This window comes from Rothia nasimurium (genome assembly GCF_004569295.1).
Classification (GTDB): domain Bacteria; phylum Actinomycetota; class Actinomycetes; order Actinomycetales; family Micrococcaceae; genus Rothia; species Rothia nasimurium_B.
This window is the reverse complement of record NZ_SPQC01000003.1, coordinates 59,960-80,790: the sequence shown is the minus strand read 5'-3', so window position 1 is coordinate 80,790 and position 20,831 is coordinate 59,960. Positions and strand designations below refer to the sequence as shown.

21 protein-coding genes and 1 riboswitch are annotated in these 20,831 nt (G+C 61.6%); of the genes, 15 read left to right on the top strand and 6 right to left on the bottom strand.

Going from position 1 to position 20,831, the window contains the following annotated elements; all coding sequences use genetic code 11:
• The first annotated feature begins 332 nt into the window (after positions 1-332).
• From rpmB to E4U03_RS01480, 9 genes are all read left to right on the top strand, one after another.
• Entirely contained in the window at positions 333-569 is a 237-nt protein-coding gene (gene rpmB, locus E4U03_RS01520) for a 50S ribosomal protein L28 (protein ID WP_083090534.1), read from the top strand.
• Positions 570-571: 2 nt separating this feature from the next.
• Positions 572-742 carry a 50S ribosomal protein L33 gene (gene rpmG, locus E4U03_RS01515; RefSeq protein WP_083090533.1) on the top strand — a complete coding sequence of 57 codons (171 nt, stop codon included), beginning with the start codon at positions 572-574 and terminating at the stop codon, positions 740-742.
• Positions 743-745: 3 nt separating this feature from the next.
• Positions 746-1,051, top strand: a complete 306-nt coding sequence (gene rpsN, locus E4U03_RS01510) for a 30S ribosomal protein S14 (protein ID WP_135011231.1) — start codon at positions 746-748, stop codon at positions 1,049-1,051.
• Between the two features lie 79 nt (positions 1,052-1,130).
• Positions 1,131-1,418, top strand: coding sequence for an HU family DNA-binding protein (locus tag E4U03_RS01505; protein ID WP_083090531.1), 288 nt, complete (start codon positions 1,131-1,133; stop codon positions 1,416-1,418).
• Between the two features lie 134 nt (positions 1,419-1,552).
• A complete protein-coding gene (locus tag E4U03_RS01500; RefSeq protein ID WP_135011230.1) occupies positions 1,553-2,128 on the top strand; it encodes a hypothetical protein in 576 nt (191 codons plus the stop codon).
• Between the two features lie 44 nt (positions 2,129-2,172).
• On the top strand, positions 2,173-2,781 hold the full coding sequence (locus tag E4U03_RS01495; RefSeq protein ID WP_135011229.1) for a copper resistance CopC family protein: 609 nt from the start codon (positions 2,173-2,175) through the stop codon (positions 2,779-2,781).
• A gap of 33 nt (positions 2,782-2,814) precedes the next feature.
• Positions 2,815-3,471, top strand: a complete 657-nt coding sequence (locus E4U03_RS01490; protein WP_135011228.1) for a copper chaperone PCu(A)C — start codon at positions 2,815-2,817, stop codon at positions 3,469-3,471.
• A gap of 113 nt (positions 3,472-3,584) precedes the next feature.
• Positions 3,585-4,937: a Dyp-type peroxidase gene (locus tag E4U03_RS01485; RefSeq protein WP_135011227.1), complete on the top strand. Its 1,353-nt coding sequence runs from the start codon at positions 3,585-3,587 to the stop codon at positions 4,935-4,937.
• A gap of 30 nt (positions 4,938-4,967) precedes the next feature.
• On the top strand, positions 4,968-7,115 hold the full coding sequence (locus tag E4U03_RS01480; protein WP_135011226.1) for a cytochrome c oxidase assembly protein: 2,148 nt from the start codon (positions 4,968-4,970) through the stop codon (positions 7,113-7,115).
• 97 nt (positions 7,116-7,212) lie between these two features.
• On the opposite strand, the gene E4U03_RS01475 is transcribed toward E4U03_RS01480, so the two are convergent.
• Both E4U03_RS01475 and E4U03_RS01470 read right to left on the bottom strand, forming a co-directional pair.
• Positions 7,213-7,422, bottom strand: a complete 210-nt coding sequence (locus tag E4U03_RS01475) for a hypothetical protein (protein ID WP_135011225.1) — start codon at positions 7,420-7,422, stop codon at positions 7,213-7,215.
• A gap of 234 nt (positions 7,423-7,656) precedes the next feature.
• Complete coding sequence (locus E4U03_RS01470) at positions 7,657-9,021, bottom strand: amino acid permease (RefSeq protein WP_245207632.1); 1,365 nt, start codon at positions 9,019-9,021, stop codon at positions 7,657-7,659.
• A gap of 254 nt (positions 9,022-9,275) precedes the next feature.
• Here E4U03_RS01470 and E4U03_RS01465 point away from each other — a divergent pair, with 254 nt between their 5' ends.
• A complete protein-coding gene (locus E4U03_RS01465) occupies positions 9,276-11,207 on the top strand; it encodes an NHL domain-containing thioredoxin family protein (protein WP_135011224.1) in 1,932 nt (643 codons plus the stop codon).
• 15 nt (positions 11,208-11,222) lie between these two features.
• Here E4U03_RS01465 and E4U03_RS01460 read toward each other — a convergent pair whose 3' ends face one another.
• The gene (locus tag E4U03_RS01460; protein WP_228065683.1) at positions 11,223-12,161 is read right to left on the bottom strand and encodes a hypothetical protein; all 939 of its coding nucleotides are present in this window, start codon (positions 12,159-12,161) and stop codon (positions 11,223-11,225) included.
• A gap of 109 nt (positions 12,162-12,270) precedes the next feature.
• Between E4U03_RS01460 and E4U03_RS01455 the strand changes: the two genes are divergently transcribed.
• Positions 12,271-12,966 carry a hypothetical protein gene (locus E4U03_RS01455; protein WP_135011222.1) on the top strand — a complete coding sequence of 232 codons (696 nt, stop codon included), beginning with the start codon at positions 12,271-12,273 and terminating at the stop codon, positions 12,964-12,966.
• A gap of 95 nt (positions 12,967-13,061) precedes the next feature.
• Here the strand turns inward: E4U03_RS01455 and E4U03_RS01450 are convergent, their stop codons facing one another.
• Entirely contained in the window at positions 13,062-14,165 is a 1,104-nt protein-coding gene (locus E4U03_RS01450) for a MauE/DoxX family redox-associated membrane protein (protein WP_135011221.1), read from the bottom strand.
• A 380-nt stretch (positions 14,166-14,545) separates the two neighbouring features.
• Between E4U03_RS01450 and E4U03_RS01445 the strand changes: the two genes are divergently transcribed.
• From E4U03_RS01445 to E4U03_RS01435, 3 genes are all read left to right on the top strand, one after another.
• The gene (locus E4U03_RS01445; protein WP_135011220.1) at positions 14,546-16,195 is read left to right on the top strand and encodes an alkaline phosphatase; all 1,650 of its coding nucleotides are present in this window, start codon (positions 14,546-14,548) and stop codon (positions 16,193-16,195) included.
• A 147-nt stretch (positions 16,196-16,342) separates the two neighbouring features.
• On the top strand, positions 16,343-16,939 hold the full coding sequence (dcd, locus tag E4U03_RS01440; protein WP_135011219.1) for a dCTP deaminase: 597 nt from the start codon (positions 16,343-16,345) through the stop codon (positions 16,937-16,939).
• A gap of 10 nt (positions 16,940-16,949) precedes the next feature.
• Positions 16,950-18,152 (top strand): hypothetical protein, encoded by a 1,203-nt coding sequence (locus E4U03_RS01435; RefSeq protein ID WP_135011218.1) that lies wholly within the window; start codon positions 16,950-16,952, stop codon positions 18,150-18,152.
• Positions 18,153-18,164: 12 nt separating this feature from the next.
• Here the strand turns inward: E4U03_RS01435 and E4U03_RS01430 are convergent, their stop codons facing one another.
• Together E4U03_RS01430 and E4U03_RS01425 are read right to left on the bottom strand one after the other, a co-directional pair.
• Complete coding sequence (locus tag E4U03_RS01430) at positions 18,165-19,472, bottom strand: MFS transporter (RefSeq protein WP_135011217.1); 1,308 nt, start codon at positions 19,470-19,472, stop codon at positions 18,165-18,167.
• A gap of 126 nt (positions 19,473-19,598) precedes the next feature.
• The gene (locus E4U03_RS01425) at positions 19,599-19,862 is read right to left on the bottom strand and encodes a DUF4235 domain-containing protein (RefSeq protein ID WP_135011216.1); all 264 of its coding nucleotides are present in this window, start codon (positions 19,860-19,862) and stop codon (positions 19,599-19,601) included.
• Between the two features lie 178 nt (positions 19,863-20,040).
• A riboswitch (TPP riboswitch) is annotated at positions 20,041-20,145 on the top strand.
• Positions 20,146-20,200: 55 nt separating this feature from the next.
• Here E4U03_RS01425 and E4U03_RS01420 point away from each other — a divergent pair.
• Positions 20,201-20,818 (top strand): ECF transporter S component, encoded by a 618-nt coding sequence (locus E4U03_RS01420; protein ID WP_135011215.1) that lies wholly within the window; start codon positions 20,201-20,203, stop codon positions 20,816-20,818.
• The last annotated feature ends 13 nt before the right edge of the window (positions 20,819-20,831 follow it).

The following is a 20,831-nucleotide window of genomic DNA, read 5'->3' as shown; positions in this document are numbered from 1 at the left end:
AGCAGCTTGCGCACACCGGAGCAGGTAGCACCAGCACCGGCTGACGCAAGCTTTTTATTGGCCTCATAGGTTGCGTGGTATCCCGTAATTACCTAGACTTTAAGGCTGTTCGTAGTGGTGGCAACACCTCTCGTACACCTAAGCTTCACCGTTTTTCCCGCGGCGGGGATTCCCATCGGCCTCTCACCCGATGCGGAGTCTCAAACACTCTAGCCTTGGAGAATAACCCGGTGCTCTACCTATAGGTGACGGGACGCCCATTGCTGATCGCCAGAAAACTGGCGAACGCCAACTGCGTACCGTCATTTCGTCAACATTTGGAGGAGAAAACTATGGCAGCTGTCTGCCAGGTGACCGGAGCTGTTCCCGGCTTTGGACACAGCATTTCGCACTCGCATCGCCGCAACAAGCGTCGTTTCGATCCGAACGTACAGAAGAAGAAGTACTACGTACCCTCACTTCGTCGCAACGTAACCCTGAACGTCTCTGCAAAGGGCATCAAGGTTATCGACGCACGTGGTATCGACGCAGTAGTTGCTGACATCCTTGCACGCGGAGAGAAGATTTAAACATGGCATCAAAGGCTAAGGACGTACGTCCTATCATCAAACTTAAGTCCACTGCGGGCACCGGCTACACTTACGTTACCCGTAAGAACCGCCGTAACAACCCCGATCGTATGGTTCTCAAGAAGTACGATCCCGTTGTCCGCAAGCACGTTGACTTCCGAGAGGAGCGCTAAACAATGGCGAAGAAGTCCAAGATTGCTCGCAACGAGCAGCGCAAGGTCATCGTTGCACGCTACGCTGAAAAGCGCCTGGAACTGAAGAAGACCCTGGTTGACGAAAACGCAACCCCCGAAGAGCGCGAAGCAGCCCGCCTGGGCCTCCAGAAGCTGCCCCGCAACGCTTCACCCGTTCGCGTTCGCAACCGCGACCAGATCGACGGCCGCCCCCGCGGTACCTTCCAGAAGTTTGGTATCTCCCGCGTACGCTTCCGCGAGATGGCACACCGTGGCGAGCTGCCCGGTGTTACCAAGTCAAGCTGGTAATCTGTAGCTGATACGGTTAGCCTTGTGAGCAGGGCTAACCCAGCCACTAACTTTTTGAAAGTCTCAGGAGGAGCATTCAATGGCTAAGAACCGTAGCGAACTCGTTGCAGAGGTTGCAGAGAAGGCTGGCACCAGCCAGGCAGCAGTGAACGGTGTGCTCGACGCACTGTTCCAGGTCTTCGAAGCATCTGTTGCTAAGGGCGAGAAGATCACCATCCCCGGCTGGATGGCAATTGAGCGCACCGACCGTGCAGCTCGTACCGGTCGCAACCCGCAGACCGGCGAAACCATTCAGATTCCCGCAGGTCACGGTGTTAAGCTGACCGCAGGTTCAAAGCTGAAGGCAGCAGTCTCCACCAAGAAGTAAATTCTTGAACAGACTTTAAAAGGGTCACCCCGCTTACGGGGTGGCCCTTTTGCTATACCCGCAGGACCAAAACAGCTCGACTGTGAGATAATAGGCAGGCAAGACACAAGCCGCACACATGCAGGGGAGGAACCATGCGCCGAGGGCACCAGGTAGCCCGCTCCTGGCTCATTGCCAGCAGCGCCACCGGCCTAGGCGCCACCTCCCACCTGTTAGCCGGTGGGCACCTGCCCCACCCGCTCGTCCTCGCCCTTGCAACATCCCTAGCAGCCCTGCTGACCCTCGGTCTTACGAGACTCAAACTGCCCCGCACCAGCCTGGCCCTCGGCGTCCTGGCAGGTCAGGGCATTCTACATGCCCTCTACAGCCACGGCCAGCCCCTAGCTCCGGTTTCTGCCGGCCATAGCCATCACGGGTCTGAGCTCCTACTGGGAGCTACCCATCTAGAACCACTGGCCCACGCCGGGCCTGCTATGTGGGCCGGGCATACCCTGGCGGCAGCTATTACCTTTGGCCTGCTCGCCTACGGGGAGCATCTACTTCTGGCCCTCCGCGCCCTGCTGGGTTATGTACGAGCCCGTCTAGAACCTGTGCGGGTGCATCCGCTCCTAGGAGCCCCCACCCTGCCGGTCGCTGCTACCGCCGCCCACCTCGTCAGCCTGCTCACCAGAACCTGCCGCGCCCCCCGCGGCCCACCCGTCCTTGCCTAACCCCGAAACACCACCTACCTTTTCGACAAGCAAGGACTATCCCTATGTTTAAGGCTCGTACAGCCTCACCCATAACCCGTACCCTGGTGGCCACAGCGGCCCTCGCCGCAGGTAGCCTGCTGGGCATGAACCCGGCTGCTGCCCACGACGAACTGGTCTCCACCAACCCCACTGACGGGGCAATCCTCACCGAAGCGCCCGCCAGTCTAGAACTCACCTACAGCGGCGACATCATGGACGTGGACGGGGCCAACCAGGTGCGCGTCACCAACGCCGCCGGTGAAAGCATCACCGATGGAGACCCCGAAGTGGACGGCACCGTGGTCACCCAGGACCTATCCACCGCCGCTGCCGATGACACCTACACCGTCACCTGGCGTGTTGTCTCATCAGACGGCCACCCCATCCAGGGAACCTTCACCTACACCGTGGGCCAGGGCAGTAAGGCAACGGACGCTACTACCCAGGCTGCAACCACCGGTGCGGCTGAACCCTCATCAGAAAACACCGGCACCGGTACCCCGGCTGCCAGCGACCCCGTGAGCCAGGCATCAGAGGGACTTTCAACCCCCCTCAAGGTCGTGCTGGCCCTTGTGGCAGTAGCAGCCCTGAGCTCAGCCCTCGTCGTGCTGGCCAAGACCAAGCGCAAGTAAGCCGTCCACCCTCGCATTCGAAGAAGAAACACCATGTCATCACAGAAATTTTTACCTGCCCTCACCCTGCCCGCTATCGCCCTGCTGGTGCTGACCGGCTGCAGCAGCGCCGACACCTCAGCAACCAGCACCGCAAGTGCGAGCACCGGCGCTACCGCTAGCGCGTCTGCAAGCGAGGGCAGCGCCCCGCTGACCGTCGAGGAAGCCTGGATCAAGGCCAACAGCGGCGATATGACCGCAGCCTTTGCCACCCTCACCAACACCGGGGACACCCCCATCACCATCGAGGGTGCCAGCAACGCAACCGCCAGCATGGTCGAGCTGCACACCACCGTCATCGACCCGACGAGCGGAACCAGCACCATGAAGGCCGTAGAAGGTGGCTTCACCATCGAGCCCGGTGCCACCCTCGAACTGGCCCCCGGCGGGGACCACATCATGCTCATGGGTATGAACTGTGCCCTCGCCGCAGGTACCAGTGACGTCCTCACCCTGCAGACCTCAGCGGGCGAGGTCAGCTTTGAAGCTACCGTGCGTGACTACGCCGGTGCCCAGGAAGAATACGCCCCCGGTGACGCCGCGAGCACCGCAGCTGATGCAGCAGCGAGCGAATCCACCGACCACTCCATGCACTCAGACCACGCCAGCGCCAGTGAATCAGCCGCCGCTGTGCTGCCCCAGTGCAACTAAGGCACCAGCTACCTCACCCACCCCTAGCTACCGATAGGTAGCAAGCGGCCTGCGCCGCCGTCCGCCCCCCCTGTAAGAGGCGGACGACGGTGCAGGCCACCCCAAGGAACACCATGACTAGCTCATTTGACGAAGACCTCAACCGGGCCCTGAGCGGTGCAGAAACTGGCCCCCAGCCAGAAGACAAGCCGGGCGACCAAGAACAAGCTGCAAGCCTCCGCGGGACCAACCGGCGTGTAGCTCTTGCTGGCGCCCTGGGCCTGGGCACCGGCGTAGCTGCCACTCTGGCAGGCCAATATGCTGCAACAGCTATGAACGACGAGGGGGAGCAAGAGCCTACCAGCCCGCCCCTGCAAGAAGCCGTCGTCCCCTTCTACGGCCCCCGCCAGGCGGGCATCGACACCCCCGCCCCCAGCTACGGCGTCTTTATTGCCCTGGCCCTCAACACGGGACTGGACCGCGACGGCGTCCGCCGCCTGCTCACCGTGCTCACCGACGATGCCGCCCGTCTCACCACAGGGTGGGCCCCCATTACCGACCAGGAGCCGGAACTCGCGACCGTACCGGCTAACCTCACCGTCACCTTCGGCTTTGGCGAGCGTATCTTCGATATCGTAGCCCCCGAGAAGAAGCCCTCCTGGCTGCGCCCCCTGCCCGCCTTCGAGCAGATTGACCAGCTCCAAGACCAGTGGAACGACGGCGATTTGCTCCTTCAAATCTGCTGCTCTGACCGTTTCACCCTGGCTCACGCCCAGCGCGTCCTGCTCAAAAACACCCGCAGCTTCGCTTCGGTGCGCTGGGTGCAGGAGGGCTTCCGCCGTGCCTACGGCAGTGAGCCGGACGGCATGACCATGCGTAATCTCTTCGGCCAGGTTGATGGAACCGTCAACCCCTCCACCGGGGATGGGACCATGGAATCCTACGTCTGGGGCAACCACGAGGAACTTACCCCCTGGGAAGAGGGCGGCACCTCCCTGATTATCCGCCGTATCCACATGAACCTCGATACCTGGGACCAGGCCGACCGCCCCGCCCGCGAAGACGCCGTGGGCCGCAACCTCACCAACGGAGCCCCCCTGACCGGCACCGAAGAACGCGCCCCCGCAGACCTCTCAGCAACGAACGACCTGGGCTTTACCGTCATCGCCCCCTACGCCCACATCCGCCGGGCCGCCGCCCAAAACCGGGTGGAGCAGATTCTACGCCGGGGCTACAACTACGACCTGCCAGTGCAGAACGCCTCGGGCTTCTCAGAACACCAACAGGTCAGCGGGGGAGTGAGCTCTACCGGTCTGATTTTCTGCTCCTACCAGGCAGACCCCGTCAAGCAGTTCCTCCCCATCCAGCAGCGCCTGGCCGAGCTCGATATGCTCAACACCTGGACGGTGCCCATCGGCTCAGCGGTCTTCGCCCTACCCGCCGGTGCCCGCGAAGGCGGCTTCGTGGGCGAGGGCCTCTTCAACTAAACCACCATCGACAGGAATCAAGGTATAGACATGGCAGCACACGAGATGGAGTGCGGGCTCAAGCCCAGCTGGATATGGGCCTTCCCCGCAGCCTCCCTTGTCGCTCTGGTTTTGAGCCTGCTGGTGACCGGCTCAAACGCCGGTACCGACCTAGCGGACGCCGGTGCCCTGGTGCGCTGGGGCCTGCCGGTAGCTGAGAGCCTACAAAACTTCTCGATGGCAGCGACCATGGGCTCCCTTGTCTTTGCCTTAGGGATAGTGCCCCGCTTCCTCGATTCGGCGCGGGGGCGGGCCAAGGTCAATATGGCTCATGCAACCGATGCGGCCCAGCGGCAGAAGAACCTGCACCGCACCGAACACCCGGCCTTCACCCGCACCCTGACGCTGGCGTCCGCTGCCGCTATCACCTGGACTATCGCCGCCATCGCGGTGCTCATCTTCAGCTACGCCGATATCTCGGGCCGGTCGCCATCGGGCGGGGCTGACTACACCTCGGAACTCATTAGCTACATCACCACCATCGACTCGGGTAAGCAGGAGGCCACCAGCATTATCGTGGCTGCCACTGTGGCCACCCTGGTCTTTGCAGTGCGCTCACTCACCGGCCTGCTGCTGACCCTGGGCCTGTCGCTGGTCGGCATCGTGGCTATGGCCCTGGGCGGGCACTCATCGGGCGGCGATGACCACATGGGCGCGGTTAACTCTCTGGGTCTGCACCTGCTGGGTGTGGTGCTCTGGTGCGGTGGGCTCATGGTGCTGGCTTTTATCTCCGGCGACATTACCGGCGAGGACGCTGGCACCGGCACCCTGGCTGAGGGGCAGCGAGGTGCGGCGTCGGCGTCCGCCCGCAAAGCCCCCCTGGCTGTGGCGGTGCTACGCCGTTATTCCGTGCTGGCCCTTTTCGGGTTCGTGCTGGTGGTGCTCTCAGGCGTGGTCAATGCCCTGGTGCGGATGAACAGCCTGGGGGATCTTTTTACGACCACCTACGGGGCGCTGGTGCTGGCTAAGCTCATGCTCACTCTGGTGCTGGGTGCCTTCGGCGTGGTGCACCGTCTGCGTCTGATACCCATGATGCAGTCGGGGCTTACCAGTGCTGCCCACGGCCTCTGGTACGCCATCGCCTGCGAGCTGGTGCTTATGGGCGCAACCAGCGGCCTAGCTGTTTCCCTCTCTCGCACCCCGCCGCCCGCACCCGAAACCCTGGATGCCGGCGCCGAACCCGTCCGCATCATCACCCTCTACGACATGCCGCCAGAACCGCACCTTGCCGAGTGGTCCACCCAGTGGCGTTTTGACTGGTTCTGGGTGGCCTTCATCAGCTTCGCCGCCTTCGCCTACCTCTGGGCGCTGATTAAGGTACGGCGTGCAGGTGGCCACTGGCCCCTTGCCCGTGCCCTTTCCTGGTTCCTGGGCCTCTTCGTGCTGCTCTACATCACCTGCGGGGCTCTGGCCGTCTACTCCATGGTGCTTTTCTCGGTGCACATGGTAGAGCACATGCTCCTGACCATGGTCTGCCCCATTTTCCTGGTACTCGGCGCCCCCGTCACCCTGCTACTGCGAGCCCTCGAACCCCGCCAGGACGGCACCCGCGGGCCCCGCGAATGGATTCTGCGCCTGGTGCACTCGGGCTGGTCTAAGATGATTACCCACCCCATCTTCGCGGCCGTCAACTTCGCCGGGTCGATCGTGATTGTTTACTTCACCCCCCTCTTCGGGGTGATGCTGCGCTACCACGTGGGCCACGAGTTCATGCTCATCCACTTTTTGATAACCGGCTACATCTTTAGCCTGGTACTCATCGGCATCGACCCCATTCCCAACCGCCCCACCTACCCCATGCGCCTCATCATGATTATCGCGACTCTGGGCTATCACGCCTTTGTGGGTATCTCGATTATGCAGATGGACACCCTGCTACAGGCCTCCTGGTTCGGTAACCTGGGCCGCCCCTGGGGCCTACCTGCCATTGACGACCAGAAGCTGGGCGGCTCGCTCATGTGGGCGATTGGCGAGATACCCACCATGATTATTGCCGTTGCGGTGGCGGTGCAGTGGTCCATGGACGATAAGAAGGTTCAAAAGCGCATCGACCGCCAGGCCGACCGCGACGGGGACGCCGAGCTCAACGCCTATAACGACATGTTTGCGCAGCTGGCAGAAAAGGACACCCGCCGCTAGATTCCTGCGAGGGGTAGGGTGCATCTGAGTAGGCGAAGGCCCGGGCAGCTACCTACCCGGGCCTTCGTTTGTCTTTTTCCCCTATGAGGTTTGTTCCCTAGGAGGCCTGGCTCCAGGGCTGAACCGACTGGTCGCTTGACTCAGCCGGTTCGGCAAAGCAGGTGCCGCCGGAGGTCGACTGGTTACTTACCGACGGGACGGTGGGAATCGGGCCGCTCAGCGGGCTGACCTGCTCTAGGCGGGCAGAAATCTGAGAGATTTTCTCAAACAGGGGCGATGACGAGAGAGCTGCAGTGTGCTGGGTCATCAGAAGCCTCCAAACATCGTAAAGGTGGGGTTAGATTGGGTCGGGGCAGAGCGGGAAAACTCTGGTGCCGGCCCGAAGGTCTCTTTAATCTAACCACCCTAAGACAGGCGTTTTCTTTCGTTTACCTGGGAGAACCCTTGAAAAAAGACCGCTTGGGGGACAAGCCCCTGCAGGTTTCCCCGGTTTCTGTGCTGCTCTTAGAGTGCCGCTGGCCCGGGGTGTCCCCTAAAAATCTTAGCGATGTGATGAAACAGTCGTACTATGACGATGGGTGAAGGCACCTAGGGTAGCAAGCACCACGGCAACCGTGACCGATATGAGCACCTCTAGGCGATGGGCTTCAGTGATGCCCATGTAGACCAGCAGGGCCAGCAAGCCCCCAATGAGGATGTAGTTGATGACGCCGCTGCCCCCTTCCCCATCTAACCTGCGGCTCCGCAGATGGGAGACCGCCACAATCAGCCAGACAAAGATACCAACCCCGCCTGTAGAGTTCACCAGCAGGGAGAAGACCTGCTCGGGCATGAAATAGTTGAGGGCCACCGATACCACCCCGATAAGAGACGAGAGCACAATGGCGTTGCGGGGCGCCCGGGTACTAGAGACCCGAGAGAAGGTGTGCGGGGCGTCCCCCTGCTCTGCCAGGGCAAAGACCATGCGCGAGGCAGCATAAAGACTAGCGTTCAGGCACGACAGCAGGGCCGTAAGCACCACAATATTCATGGCCAACCCGGCATAAGGAATACCCAGGGCCTCAAACATGGTCACAAATGGAGAAGAACCCGCCGTCACCATCGTCCAAGGAATCACCAGCAGGGTCACCGCAATAGACCCCACATAGAAGAAGAGCACCCGGAAAATCACCGACCGCACCGCCTTAGCCACAGCAACCGCAGGGTTACTAGACTCACCGGCTGCCACCGTGGCAATCTCAGCCCCAAACATCGAAAAAATCACCGCCAGCAGGGCGGTAAAAATCGCACCCACACCGTTAGCAAAGAAGCCGCCCCCGGCTGTGTAGTTAGCAAAGGACGCCGTGGAGTTAGGGATCAGCCCCAGCACAGCCAGCAGGCCCACCACAATAATTACGGCAATCGCCCCAATCTTGATGGAGGAAAACCAGAACTCCGCCTCACCGTAGGACCGAACCGACAGCAGATTCAAACCCATAAAAGCCAGAACCAGTACCAGGGCCACCAGCCACTGAGGCGCCGCCGGCCACCAGCCACTCATAATGGTGGCGGCCGCCGTAGCCTCAATCGCCACCGTCACCGACCAGAACCACCAGTACAACCAGCCCACCGAGAACCCAGCCCACCGGCCAATATAGCGACGGGCATAGACAGAGAAAGACCCCGTCTCAGGAGTCCGGGCAGCCATCTCACCCAGCATCCGCATCACCAGCACCAACACAGTGCCAGCCAGCAGATAGGTCACAATAACGGCAGGGCCCGCCGTCACAATAGCCGTCGACGAAGCCACCAAAAGGCCAGCACCAATCGCCCCGCCCATAGCAATCATCGACAGATGCCGCGGCTGCAAAGACCGGGCCAAGCGGGTATCAGATACCGGCTGCTTTATCTCGCGTGTAAGCGTCACACATACCTTCTTGAGCTACAGCGCACCCACATGTGCGCACCTGCTTTAACCACCGGCGTCCGCAAAAACTTCCCGTCCGCGCACCCAGTGGCAGCTGCAGATAATCCTAACCGTTACGCAAGTGTTACGCACACTTGAGTTCTATGACGCCGCCACCTACACACAGCGCAACAAATGCCCCTGCCCCCATCAGCCCACTAGGCTGGTGGGTAACTGAACCTTGCGCCTGAGCCGCGCACCACAGAAGGAGAACCATGGCAGAGAATGCAGCCGCACGCCAGACCAAAGTCCGCGCCTCAGAACTCGTCGGACGAGGCTGGCTCAACACCGGCGACAAGCAACTTTCCCTCGAAAGCCTGCGCGGAAAAATCGTCATCCTTGACTTCTGGACCTTCTGCTGCATGAACTGCCTGCACGTACTCGACGAACTGCGCCCTCTCGAAGAAGAATTCGCAGACGTTCTCGTTACCGTCGGCGTCCATTCACCCAAGTTCGAACACGAAGCTGACCCGGTGGCGCTCGCCGCCGCCGTCGACCGCTACGACATCACCCACCCCGTGCTCGACGACCCCAACCTGGACACCTGGAACGCCTACACCGCCCGCGCCTGGCCCACCTTGGTCGTCGTCGACCCCGAAGGCTACATCGTCGCCCACCTCTCCGGTGAGGGCCACGTCAGGGGCCTGGCCTCCCTGGTGCGCGAACTCGTTGAAGAACACGACGCCAAGGGCACCCTGCACCGCGGCAACGGCCCCTACGTGCCCCGCCCCAAGCCCCAGGGCACCTTTGCCTTCCCCGGCAAGGCCCTGGCCCTGCCCGAGGACCTGGCCGGCCGCCCCGGCACCTACCTGGTCACCGACACCGCCCGCCACCGCCTGGTGCAGGTTGAGAACGACCTTGAAACCCCCCTGGCCAGCTTCGGTGGCCCCGAGAAGGGCTACGCGGACGGTGACGCCGCTACCGCCCGCTTCAACGAACCCCAGGGCCTGGCCCTGGTTCCTGCCGAACTGCGCGAGATCCTGGGCGCAGACGTCCTGATCGCCGACTCCGTCAACCATCGGGTGCGCGGCCTGCGCCTAGCCGACGGAACCGTCACCACCCTGGCAGGATCCGGCGTCCAGCGCCTGATCGACGGCGACACCGCCCGCACCGACCCCAACTTCATTGCAGAGGGCGCTGACCCCCTCACCGTCGCCCTGTCCTCCCCCTGGGACCTGGTCTACTCCCGCGAGGCGTTCGCCTTCCTGATTGCCATGGCAGGCACCCACCAGATCTTCAGCTTCGACCCCGTAACCGGCCAGCTGGCTGTTTTCGCGGGTACCGGTGCCGAGGGGCTCAAGGACGGCGCGGCCGCCGACTCCTGGTTCGCCCAGTCCTCCGGCATTATCGAAGCCCGCGACGGCTCCATCTGGGTTGCCGACTCCGAAACCTCCGCCCTGCGCCACATCACCTTTGACAAGGGCGCAGCGACCGTTAGCTCCGCCGTGGGCATCGGCCTCTTCGACTTCGGCTTTGTCGATGGCCCCCGCGAGGACGCCCGCATGCAGCACTGCCTGGGCCTGACCGAACTGCCCGACGGCTCCATCGCCATCGCCGACACCTACAACGGTGCTATTCGCCGTTTCGACCCGGCCACCGGCGCCCTTGGCACCCTGGACCGCGGCTTCGCTGAGCCCTCCGACCTGCTGGTCGAAGAGACCGAGAACGGCGGCGCCCGCCTGATCGTCGTAGAAGCCAACGCCCACCAGCTGGTGCGCGTCGCTATTCCCGAGGCCATACAGCACGTGGACGAAGGGGCCTCCCAGGTCACCCGTAAATCCACCCAGCTGACCGGCGGAACTCTGGACTTCACCGCCCGCTTCAGCGCCCCCACCGGCCAGAAACTCGATACCCGCTGGGGCGACCCCACCCAGCTTAAGATTTCATCCACCCCCGAGAACTTCATTCTCGAAGGTGCCGGCACCTCCCAAGGCCTGACCCGCCACCTGGTACTCAACCCCGACATCACCGAGGCCGTCCTGCACATCACCGCCCGCGCCGCTGCCTGCGACGGTGAGCCCGGCGGGGAAATCCCCGACCACGCCGCCTGCCACCTCTACCAGCAGGACTGGGGCCTGCCCGTCATCGTTACCGGTGACGACGCAGACGAGGCCCACCTAGTGCTTGATCTGCGCGGGGTGAACTAGGCAAAGAAGGGACGTTTAGTCAGCGGGGGTAAAGGTAAGAGTCTCCCCGCTGGCAGAAAGCGAACCAGCCAGGGTAAAAGGAACCGTCTCGGTGACCTGCTGGGTCTTGCCCGTATAGAGGTCAAGCTCGGTAAAAGAAATCTCTGCCTCACCACTGCTCTTACCCAGGGCCCACTTGCCCCCGGCCAGAGTCACCTCTGGCTGGGGGTATTCCGTGACAAGCCAGGTCACATCGCCGTCCACTCGACCTGAAAAGTCGTACTCAAAGGGGCAGCCGGTGGGGTAGAGGGAACTCTGCGCGGCACAGGTATCAAGATAGGTCTTAATCTGCTGCTGAACCGAGGTCACCGCAGTTTCAGAAGGGGTGAGTTCTACAGCAAGGGTGGACGGTTCACTACTGGGAGCCGTCACATCCACCGTCTGCGACCCAGCGGTATACAGCGCTGACTCATAGGTGACCGTATAAGAGCCGGGGTAGAGCACCGCAAACTTACGGGTTCCCCCCTCAACCGCCACCTTAGTGTTGTTGAGGGTGGCGGCCTCCACCGAATTCGAGGTAATTTCTATGGTCGGCAGTTCACCGGCGTCAATCTGCCACTGGTCAAAGACTCCCCAGTGAGAGCCCACCTTATGCAGATGGAAGTTCGTGCTGCCAGCCTGCCCATCGAGGGTATAGGTGACGGTCACGGTGGCCCGCTCCCCGCCGTCCGTCACCGTGACAGTTTCGGTCGAAAGATCTTTGAGACCGGCAAAGGAGGCCTGCAGCGCATCCCCATCGAGCATAGCGGCGCTGGCATCAGGAACCTGGGCACCCAAGATACCCAGGGCCTTAGAACCGTCCCCCTCCCGCACCGCAGCGAAGTAGGCCCGCACCTGCCCCTGCGGCCCATAGACCAGACGGTTAATGAGGGCTAAAGAAGCAAGAGCGATAAGAAGCGCGGCAAGGACGCCCAACAACCACCAGGCTAAGACACGGTCTACTGAAGATCTAAAATGCACCCTTTAAATGTAGCTCACACGCGCTTACGCCCCGTTTGGGCGGTACTGCCGATAGAGTAGAGCCATGGCAGAACACGCTCACCAGGTACCCGATAAGTACGGGGCCGTCACGAAGATCTTTCACCCCCGTATCAACTCCTACCACCGCCGCCTCATCGCGGGCGTGCCCGCGGGTGTGCTGGCTTTAGCCTGCATCTGGTTCATGGTGGCCAAGCGCCCCACCCCGGTCTTTATGGTGCTTCTGGGCCTGATTACCCTGGGTGCCCTTTTTGCTATCTACTCCACCCTGCGCCCCCAAATCGTGGTTAAAACCGAAACCCACGTACTGAGCGGGCGGCTGTTCGGTTGGCAGGCTGCCGAGCTCAGCGAGATTTCTCAAACTGTCTTTGCCGAACGCCTAACCCCCCACCAGGCAGCCGGCAAGGAGCTAACCGGCATGGCAGCTTTGCGCTACAAGGGGGTGCCCGCCCTCTGGGCCGTGAACGCTAAGGGCAAGCGTGTTTTCCGCCTTGACGGGCGTATCTGGGACGCCAAAACCCTGCGCTCCATCGCCACCGCAATTGCCCTCCAGACCACCGTCTACCAGGTCATCAACGTCACCCAGATGAACAAGCAACACCCCGGCTTGGTGACCTTCAACGAGCTGCACCCCGGCTGGAAGTCCACCACCGTGGGCGTCATCTCCCTGCTCTTCCTGCTGGCCCTGGCCGTTGCCGCCGTTCTCCCCGAAGAGACTCTGCAGCAGTTCAATATTCTGTAGCCAGGCGCTCACAGGCTAAAGAAAGGCCCGGGGTTCCCCTGATATCAGGAGGAATCCCGGGCCTTGGCCTATCTGTTAGGAGCAGGCCCTAGAAACTACTGGCGGTCATCCGCGACGATTTCGTAGTCTGAGGCCAGCTCACTACCGTCAGCATCAGCATCTGCCTCTACATGGTTCTCGTAGTCAGCGTTAATCTCAGCAATGATGTCTTCAACGAAGCTCATGACCCTTCCACCACCGAAGACCGGCCCGCCTGCCAGAAGGCCGTCCGCACCGAGCGCGACAGCGCTGGGGGTGCCGTTGCCGAAAATGCGCTGGGTTTTAAAGCCGGGGTCAACAAAGGCCTGGATATCGCCGGTGAAACTGAAGCGGTCGATATCGGAGTCGTTTGATACGACCGGGTGAATGCCAAGCATGGGCAGCTGCTGCTGCCATTCGTCAATCTTGCCGATGACCTGGTGGCAGTGACCGCAACCGGGGGAGACGAAGAAGAGCACACGGGCCTGCTGCAGGGCCAGGTCACGCAGGCTGGTTTGTTCGCCTGAACCGGCAGGCAGGGAGCGGTCCTCGTGGGGGTAGTAGAGGGGCGCGAAGGGGACAGGGGTGCGGACGTACTCGCCCTCCTCATCCACGGGCGATTCAAGGGCCGGTGCGGGCTTCTCTTCCTCGGCAGCAGGAACCAGCTCAGAGCGGTAAATCGCCCAGAGGGTCAGCGAGGCCAGGCCTGCACCGATCACCCAGAGCCAATCGTTGGCGTCGAGGGCTAGGAGCATGGTCAGGGCTGAACCGCCGGTGGTCAGAGCCCCGATGAGGGCGCCACAGGCGGCCAGCAGGAGGGCAGTGTTACGCACCAGGGTGTAGACCGAGACGGGGGCGGTAGATGCTGACCCGAAACAGTTACAGCTGGCGGTATTACCCTGAACCACAGCCCGAGCGATAACGGCCCAGTAACCAATAAAGAGCAGCAGGGCGGCTAGAGCCGCAAGAATCTGGATAATGCCGGGGGCAAAGAAAAGGACGGACGCCAGGGCCAGCTCTGCCCAGGGCAAAACCCTGGCAATCGGCTTAACCGGCAGCCACTGATCTAGCTTGAGATTGACGATAGCGGTAACCGTGCTGGAAGGCTCTTTAGCCTTGGCGTAACCGCTCACAGCCAGCGTCACAATAATGGTGAGCGTGCATAGCACTAGGGGAGTCATAGTCTGCTTTCATGCGAGTGAAATAAGATACTTATCTTTTTAAGGGTACGCTTCTTCAGCACGATGCAGGGGGTGCACTACGCCACGGGCCCAAGAGAAAGAAAAAACGGGCCTAGCAGGGAGTGCCGGGTAGCAGTTACCGGCCGGTAACGTACCGAACGTTAAGCTTGCCCTCAACTTTTAGTCAACTAGGGGTGGCCCCTAGGTAACGTTAGCTTTTTAGCCTAGTCACGGCACATACACCACACACGAAAGTACCCGCATGTCTCTCACTTTCCATCGAGCCGCCAGCTGCGCTGCCGCGTCCTTACTCCTCTTTACCGGCGCCTACGCCCCCGCCCAAGCCGAATCAGCAACCTCCACCCCCCAAGAACGTCATCGTGCTCATTGGCGACGGCATGGGCTACAACTACCTCGACCTCTACAACGCCTACACCACCGGCAAGGTGCACTACCAGGTTGAAACCGGCGGCGACCACAAGGCTATCAGCGCTACTCTGCTGAACTCCGCCTACAGCGGCAGCGGCTTCCAGAGCTGGAACCGTCTCTCCATGCAGACCAACTGGGCTGAGGGCCCCGCCTACGACCCCAACGCTGCCTGGGCTAACTTCGACTGGGTCAAGAACAGCCCCACCGACTCCGCCGCAGCCGGCACCGCCATGGCCACCGGCATCAAAACCTACAACGCTGGCATCGGCGTAGACGTGAACGAACAGACCGTCGAAAACCTCTCAGAACGCGCCAAGTCACTGGGCAAGTCCGCGGGCGTGGTCTCTAGCGTGCAGTACTCCCACGCAACCCCGGCGTCCTTCTCCGCCCACAGCCTCTCACGCAACAACTACCTAGAAATCGCCAACCAGCAGGTCTACGGCACCATGGACGTGGTGATGGGGGCGGGCCACCCCTGGTACAACAACGACCACCAGAAGATCTCCAACCCCAGCTACCGCTACATCAGCGAAGCCGACTACACCGCCCTCTCAACCGGAGTTACCGACTTCACCTTTGTTGAAGACGGCGCAGCTTTCGAGAAACTCACCACCGGCGACACCCCTGACCGTGTTTTCGGCATCGCCCAGGTCGCCACCACCCTGCAGCAGGCCCGCAGCGATGCAGCCACTCCCAACGATATCGTTGACCTGCCCACCATGACCCAGGGCGCCCTCAACGTTCTGGACAACAACTCCGAAGGCTTCTTTCTCATGGTCGAAGGCGGCGCCATCGACTGGACCGGCCACGCCAACCAGACCCAGCACGCCCTCGAAGAGACCACCGACTTCTTTGAAGCGGTAGACGCTGTGACCGCCTGGGTTGATCAGAACTCCAGCTGGGACGAAACCCTGGTAATCGTAACCGCCGACCACGAAACCGGCTACCTCATGGGTGACCCCGAAGGCGGCTTCAACCCCATGGTGCCCCAGGGCATCGGTCAGTACCCCACCCACTCCTGGAACTCGGGGGACCACACCAACATGCTGGTTCCCTTTTTCTCCAAGGGTGCCGGTGCTGCCGAGCTAGAGGCCGCTACCGTAGGGCGCGACCAGGTACGCGGACGCTACCTCGACAACACTAGCCTGGCCAACTGGCTGCTCGACACCAAGTGGGTTGCCTCAGCTGAATCCATCCCCGCCCCGACCGAAGAGCCAACGGCTGAACCCACCGCAGACCCTTCAGCTATCCCCACCTCAGAACCGACCGCTCAGCCGACCAGCCAGCCCACTGCCGAGCCTACCTCTGCCCCCAGCGCTGAACCGAGTGCGTCCGCCGCCCCCAGCCAGGAGCCCTCAGCAGAACCTACCGCTTCGACCCAGCCCACCAACTCTGCCCAGCAGAGCACTAGCGCAGCTGCCCTCACCTCGGGTGCTGATACCTCCGGTACCGGCGGCGTTGCAAGTAGCAGCACAAAACCTGCCAAGGGTGTGCTGGCCTCTACCGGTGCCTCGGTAGCAGCCCTGGCCCTTGGTGCGCTCGCCCTGCTCGGCATCGGTGCTCTTGCCCTGACCGTCCAGCGTAAGAAGCGCTCCAGCTAATACCCTCACCGAGCATCTCGGTAGTGCCCCTCTCTGGCCCTCCGGTAGCCTTTCGCTGCCGGAGGGCCAGCCGTTTTGCTTCTGGTTTCTTGAAGATCTGCGGTAGGGCGCCCGCAAGGGGCTGGGGGAGTACGGTATTTTTGAAGTGTGCTATTTTCTGATCAGGATATCCGCAAAGAAATTGATGCCGGGCGAATTGCCCTAGAGCCCTACGACCCGTCAATGATTCAGCCCGCATCGGTGGACGTGCGCATTGACCGCTTTTTCAGGCTCTTCGACAACCACAAGTACCCCTACATCGACCCCTCCCAGGCCCAGGAAGACCTCACCCGCCTGGTAGAGGTGGCACCCGATGAGCCCTTCATCCTGCACCCTGGCGAATTCGTGCTGGGTGCAACCTACGAGAAGGTGACCCTGCCCGATAATATTGCTGCCCGACTTGAGGGCAAGTCTTCCCTGGGGCGTCTGGGCCTGCTCACCCACTCCACCGCTGGTTTTATTGACCCCGGGTTCTCGGGCCATGTGACCCTGGAGCTGTCGAATATGGCGACTCTGCCGATTATGCTCTGGCCCGGCTCTAAGGTCGGCCAGCTTTGCTTCTTCCAGCTCACCAGCGCAACCGAGCACCCCTACGGGTCAGGCGCCTACGGTAACCGCTACCAGGGCCAGCGCGGCCCCACCGCCTCGCGCAGCTACCTGAACTTCCATAAGACCCTCATCCCTACCGATACCCCGACCAGCTAAAGGAGCCCCCATGCGCGGCCTGTTGCTTCACCCCGCAGACGTTCCGGTGCTGGTGGTCTTTGAGGACGCCGCGGACCGGCTCTGGGAGGACTCCCTGCGTGCTTGGGGTTCCCTAACCCCGCAAATCATTGACCCTCTCACAGAGGCCCATGCGGAGGACGTCCGCCTGGTCGTGCTGACCCGGCGGTCAGCCGCCGACGTGGTAGCTGCCTACCCCAAGGGCCTTGAAACTACCACTATTGATAGCTCTGACGAGGGGCTTGCAGCCGAGCGTCTCACGGTGCACGTCACCATGCACCTGCTCAAAGCCCATGCTGGGAACAAGCACCTCTTGCACGCCGCTGTATTAGGCGACGCCGAGAGCGGGCAAGCCGTGGGCCTGGTGGCAGCTTCTGGCACCGGTAAAACCACCGCTGCCAGCGTGCTGGGGGCCTCTTTTGCCTACCTCAGCGATGAGACAGCCGTGATCAACGTTGATGATTTGAGCATCATGCCCTACCCCAAGCCCCTTTCGGTGATCGAAGAGGAGAATGCACCTAAGGTCCAGTATGACCCTGCTCAGCGGGGACTCCAAGTTGCTGCACCTGACAGCACCTACGCCCTCTCACACCTGGTGATTCTTGACCGGGATAAGACCGGGCAGTCGTCGGTGAGCTGGGAACGCCTACCGCTCGATGACGCCCTCTTTACGATTGTTCTGCAGTCCTCTGGGGTGCAGCAGATGCCGCAGGGGCTAGGGGAACTTGCCCGACTGCTGAACCGTGTGGGCGGAGCTATCAAGCTGACCTACAGCGAAATTACCGAGACCCTCCCCTTCTTCCGCGATCTGCTTGCAGGGCAACTGGATATCCCGCCGCTCACCCCGGACTTTGACTACCTATGTGCTCCTGAGCCTGTAACGGGTGGGACAAATGGCGACAAGCTTTACCAGCGGGCAGCTGGCACCGAAGGCTTGGCAATTGGGGATAGTTTCCTACTGGCCACTTCAGGCAGGCTCTCACGTATCTCCATCATCGGTTGGGATATTTGGTCTTTCCTAGAGGTACCCAGATATGCAGATGATATTTATAAGGCCATGGTTGAGCTCTACGGGGATATCGCTCGCCTTGACTTTGACACAGCCCTGCGGGGCATGGTCGACGGGCAGATGCTCAAAGTCATCCGCCAGCCTGATGCCCCTGAGGACGCCCCGCTCCCCGATAACCGAACCTAGCCCGGTCAGGGCTTACTTCCCTGCGGCCACCTGCGGGTCTTTAATGGGGATCATTAGGAGCAGGCCGGCCAGGAGCACGATGATGATGCCGACGATGCCCCAGATTTGGCTGCCCATGATGGTGACGAAGATGCCGAAGAGGGCGGGGGCCAGGAAACTGGCTGCACGGCCGGTGGTGGAGTAGAGCCCGTAAATCTCACCTTCCTGGCCTTCCTCGACCAGGCGACCCAGGTAGGACCGGCCCGCTGACTGGGCCGGGCCGACAAAGGCGCACAGGGCAAGACCGCAGACCCAGAACATGGTGGTGGATGGCCACACCAGCAGGGGGACGGCTACCGCGATGAGGGCTACCAGCGAGAAGATAATGACGCGTTTGGGGCCAAAACGGTCGTCGAAGAAACCGCCCAGCATGGCTCCTACCCCTGCCACAATATTGCCGAAGATGGCAAAGATAATCACCTGGTTGGTGCTAAAGCCAAAGGAACCCGCCGCGAGGACGCCGCCAAAGGTGAAGATACCGTTGAGGCCGTCGCGGAAAACAGCGGACGACACCAGGAAGTAGAGGGTTGTGGGGGCCTGCCGGTAGAGCCTGACGACGGTGGCGAAAAGCTGTTTGTAAGAGGCGAGAATGCCGGTGCGGGGGGCGTCTGGATGCACCGTTTGCGGCAGGGAGCGCACCTTGAGAATCAGGGGCAGGGAGAAGACTAGAGCCCAGGCCGCCGAGAAGAGGGCAACAGCGCGGATGTTGAGGGCGCCGTCCTCCGTAATGCCCAGCAGGCCGGGGGAGATGAACCCCACGAGCACAAGGAGCAGGGCTACGATGCCGCCGAAATAGCCAGCTGCCCAGCCGGTTCCACTCATTTTGCCGATGGTATCGCGGGTGGAGATGGTGGGCAGGATAGCGTTGTAGTTGACCACAGCGAACTCATTGACCAGGTTGCCCAGGGCCAACAGGGCCACACCCCAGATAAGGTAGTCGGGGGAGGGTGTTACGAAGAAGCACAGGGCCATCAGAAGCACCAGGAGCAGGCTGTTGACGGTCAGCCAGAGGCCGCGGCGGCCGGTCACATCGGCCCGCTGGCCCGAGAGCGGGGCAAGTAGAGCGATGCAGAAACCTGCGATGGTGAGACCGGCGGAGAGGACGGCCGAGGTGTGCTCGGTGCTGCCAAAGCTGGAACTGGTGAGGTAGACCGTGAAGACGAAGGTCGTCATAATCGCGTTGAAGCTGGCGTTGCCCACATCCCACAGGGTCCAGGCGAAGAAGGTGGAGCGGGAGGCAGGGGCGGTAGCGGTGGCGCTGCCGGGTGCTGGTGTGGTCATGGCTATATGCTATCGGCCCGGTTGCTACTTGTGGCCTGTGAAACGGTTAAATGACGGTAAAAGTAAAGGCTGGCCCCGCTCTCCACTGAGCGGGGCCAGCCTTGCAGGCGGGACTACCGGCCGAGCTTAGACCTCAGCCTGGTTGCCTGATTCGGCCTTTGCCTCAATCTTGTGCTGGGCACGGGTGATGCTGACCTTGATGACGGTGCCAACCAGGCCGGTGATGAGGGACCAGAGGATGATGTCGCGCCAGCGCTCATCGTCGTCGGGGTTATTGGCGGGCGGCTCGTTGCCGGTGATTTTGGTCCAGGTTGCGCCCAGGACCTTGTTAGCCAGGGCAACGCCGCCGAGCGAGGCAGCGGTTCCTGCGATCTTGATGAGGGGGTTCATGAGGTTCCCTTTCGGTAGCTGATAGAGGCTCTGCAGAGAGCTACTGGCACTAACACTATCAGTACTGTGTAAATGTGGGCAGCTGGCTGCGGCTTCTGTCATAAAAGTTTGTATCTTTTCTTTGCCGGGCTGACCTGCCTATACTACAAAGGCGTTCAGAAGGAACGTCCGCCCACGGCGGAAACGACAGGGGAGCGCCCGCACGGGGCGCTGAGAGTGCACATGCAGACCCTCGAACCTGATCCGGTTAGTACCGGCGCTAGGGAGTCGAACAGAACGGCTGGTTTTTGCCTGCCGGTGCATGCCCCCTTTGCTGTACCACACCAAAGGAAGGCTTTATGTCTAAGAAAGCTGCGCTGACATGGCGCGTTAACGATATTGTAGTAGCCTCTGTGCTGGCTGTTGCCTGCGCTGTGCTCTTCTGGGCCTGGAATAACGGCGGCTACAACATGGCCCAAACCGCCTTGGCCCTGGCTCCCGAGTACGCCTCCCTAGTGGGCGGCACCTGGCTGATTGCGGGCGTCCTTGGCGGCTATATTATCCGTAAACCCGGCGCTGCCCTCTACACCGAGTTGCTGGCTGCGGTGATTTCTATGCTGCTGGGCAGTAGCTACTCTGTTGCCATCATTATCTCCGGCATTATCCAGGGCCTGGGTACCGAGCTGGTCTTCCTGCTCTTTGCCTACCGCGTCTGGAACCTGGGCACCGCCCTGTTAGCGGGTGCTTCTGCCGGTGCCTTTATGAGTATTTCTGAGCTCTTTATCTACTACGCGGGCGTCTTTGAGGGCTCCAAGGCTGTCACCTACGCGGTGTGCGGCATTATCTCCGGCACCCTGCTAGCTGGCCTGGTGTCGTGGCTTCTCACCCGTGCCCTGGTGACGACCGGTGTGCTCGATTCTTTGGCCGCTGGTCGTGCCCGCCGCCGGGCTAGCACCTCACCCCGTTCCCAGGCCTAGACCAGGGGCAGGC

Coding starts and splice junctions, on each gene's coding strand:
- rpmB (WP_083090534.1), top strand. CDS start 333: ATGGCAGCTGTCTGCCAGGTGACCGGAGCTGTTCCCGGCTTTGGACAC.
- rpmG (WP_083090533.1), top strand. CDS start 572: ATGGCATCAAAGGCTAAGGACGTACGTCCTATCATCAAACTTAAGTCC.
- rpsN (WP_135011231.1), top strand. CDS start 746: ATGGCGAAGAAGTCCAAGATTGCTCGCAACGAGCAGCGCAAGGTCATC.
- E4U03_RS01505 (WP_083090531.1), top strand. CDS start 1,131: ATGGCTAAGAACCGTAGCGAACTCGTTGCAGAGGTTGCAGAGAAGGCT.
- E4U03_RS01500 (WP_135011230.1), top strand. CDS start 1,553: ATGCGCCGAGGGCACCAGGTAGCCCGCTCCTGGCTCATTGCCAGCAGC.
- E4U03_RS01495 (WP_135011229.1), top strand. CDS start 2,173: ATGTTTAAGGCTCGTACAGCCTCACCCATAACCCGTACCCTGGTGGCC.
- E4U03_RS01490 (WP_135011228.1), top strand. CDS start 2,815: ATGTCATCACAGAAATTTTTACCTGCCCTCACCCTGCCCGCTATCGCC.
- E4U03_RS01485 (WP_135011227.1), top strand. CDS start 3,585: ATGACTAGCTCATTTGACGAAGACCTCAACCGGGCCCTGAGCGGTGCA.
- E4U03_RS01480 (WP_135011226.1), top strand. CDS start 4,968: ATGGCAGCACACGAGATGGAGTGCGGGCTCAAGCCCAGCTGGATATGG.
- E4U03_RS01475 (WP_135011225.1), bottom strand. CDS start 7,422: ATGACCCAGCACACTGCAGCTCTCTCGTCATCGCCCCTGTTTGAGAAA.
- E4U03_RS01465 (WP_135011224.1), top strand. CDS start 9,276: ATGGCAGAGAATGCAGCCGCACGCCAGACCAAAGTCCGCGCCTCAGAA.
- E4U03_RS01455 (WP_135011222.1), top strand. CDS start 12,271: ATGGCAGAACACGCTCACCAGGTACCCGATAAGTACGGGGCCGTCACG.
- E4U03_RS01450 (WP_135011221.1), bottom strand. CDS start 14,165: ATGACTCCCCTAGTGCTATGCACGCTCACCATTATTGTGACGCTGGCT.
- E4U03_RS01435 (WP_135011218.1), top strand. CDS start 16,950: ATGCGCGGCCTGTTGCTTCACCCCGCAGACGTTCCGGTGCTGGTGGTC.
- E4U03_RS01430 (WP_135011217.1), bottom strand. CDS start 19,472: ATGACCACACCAGCACCCGGCAGCGCCACCGCTACCGCCCCTGCCTCC.
- E4U03_RS01425 (WP_135011216.1), bottom strand. CDS start 19,862: ATGAACCCCCTCATCAAGATCGCAGGAACCGCTGCCTCGCTCGGCGGC.
- E4U03_RS01420 (WP_135011215.1), top strand. CDS start 20,201: ATGTCTAAGAAAGCTGCGCTGACATGGCGCGTTAACGATATTGTAGTA.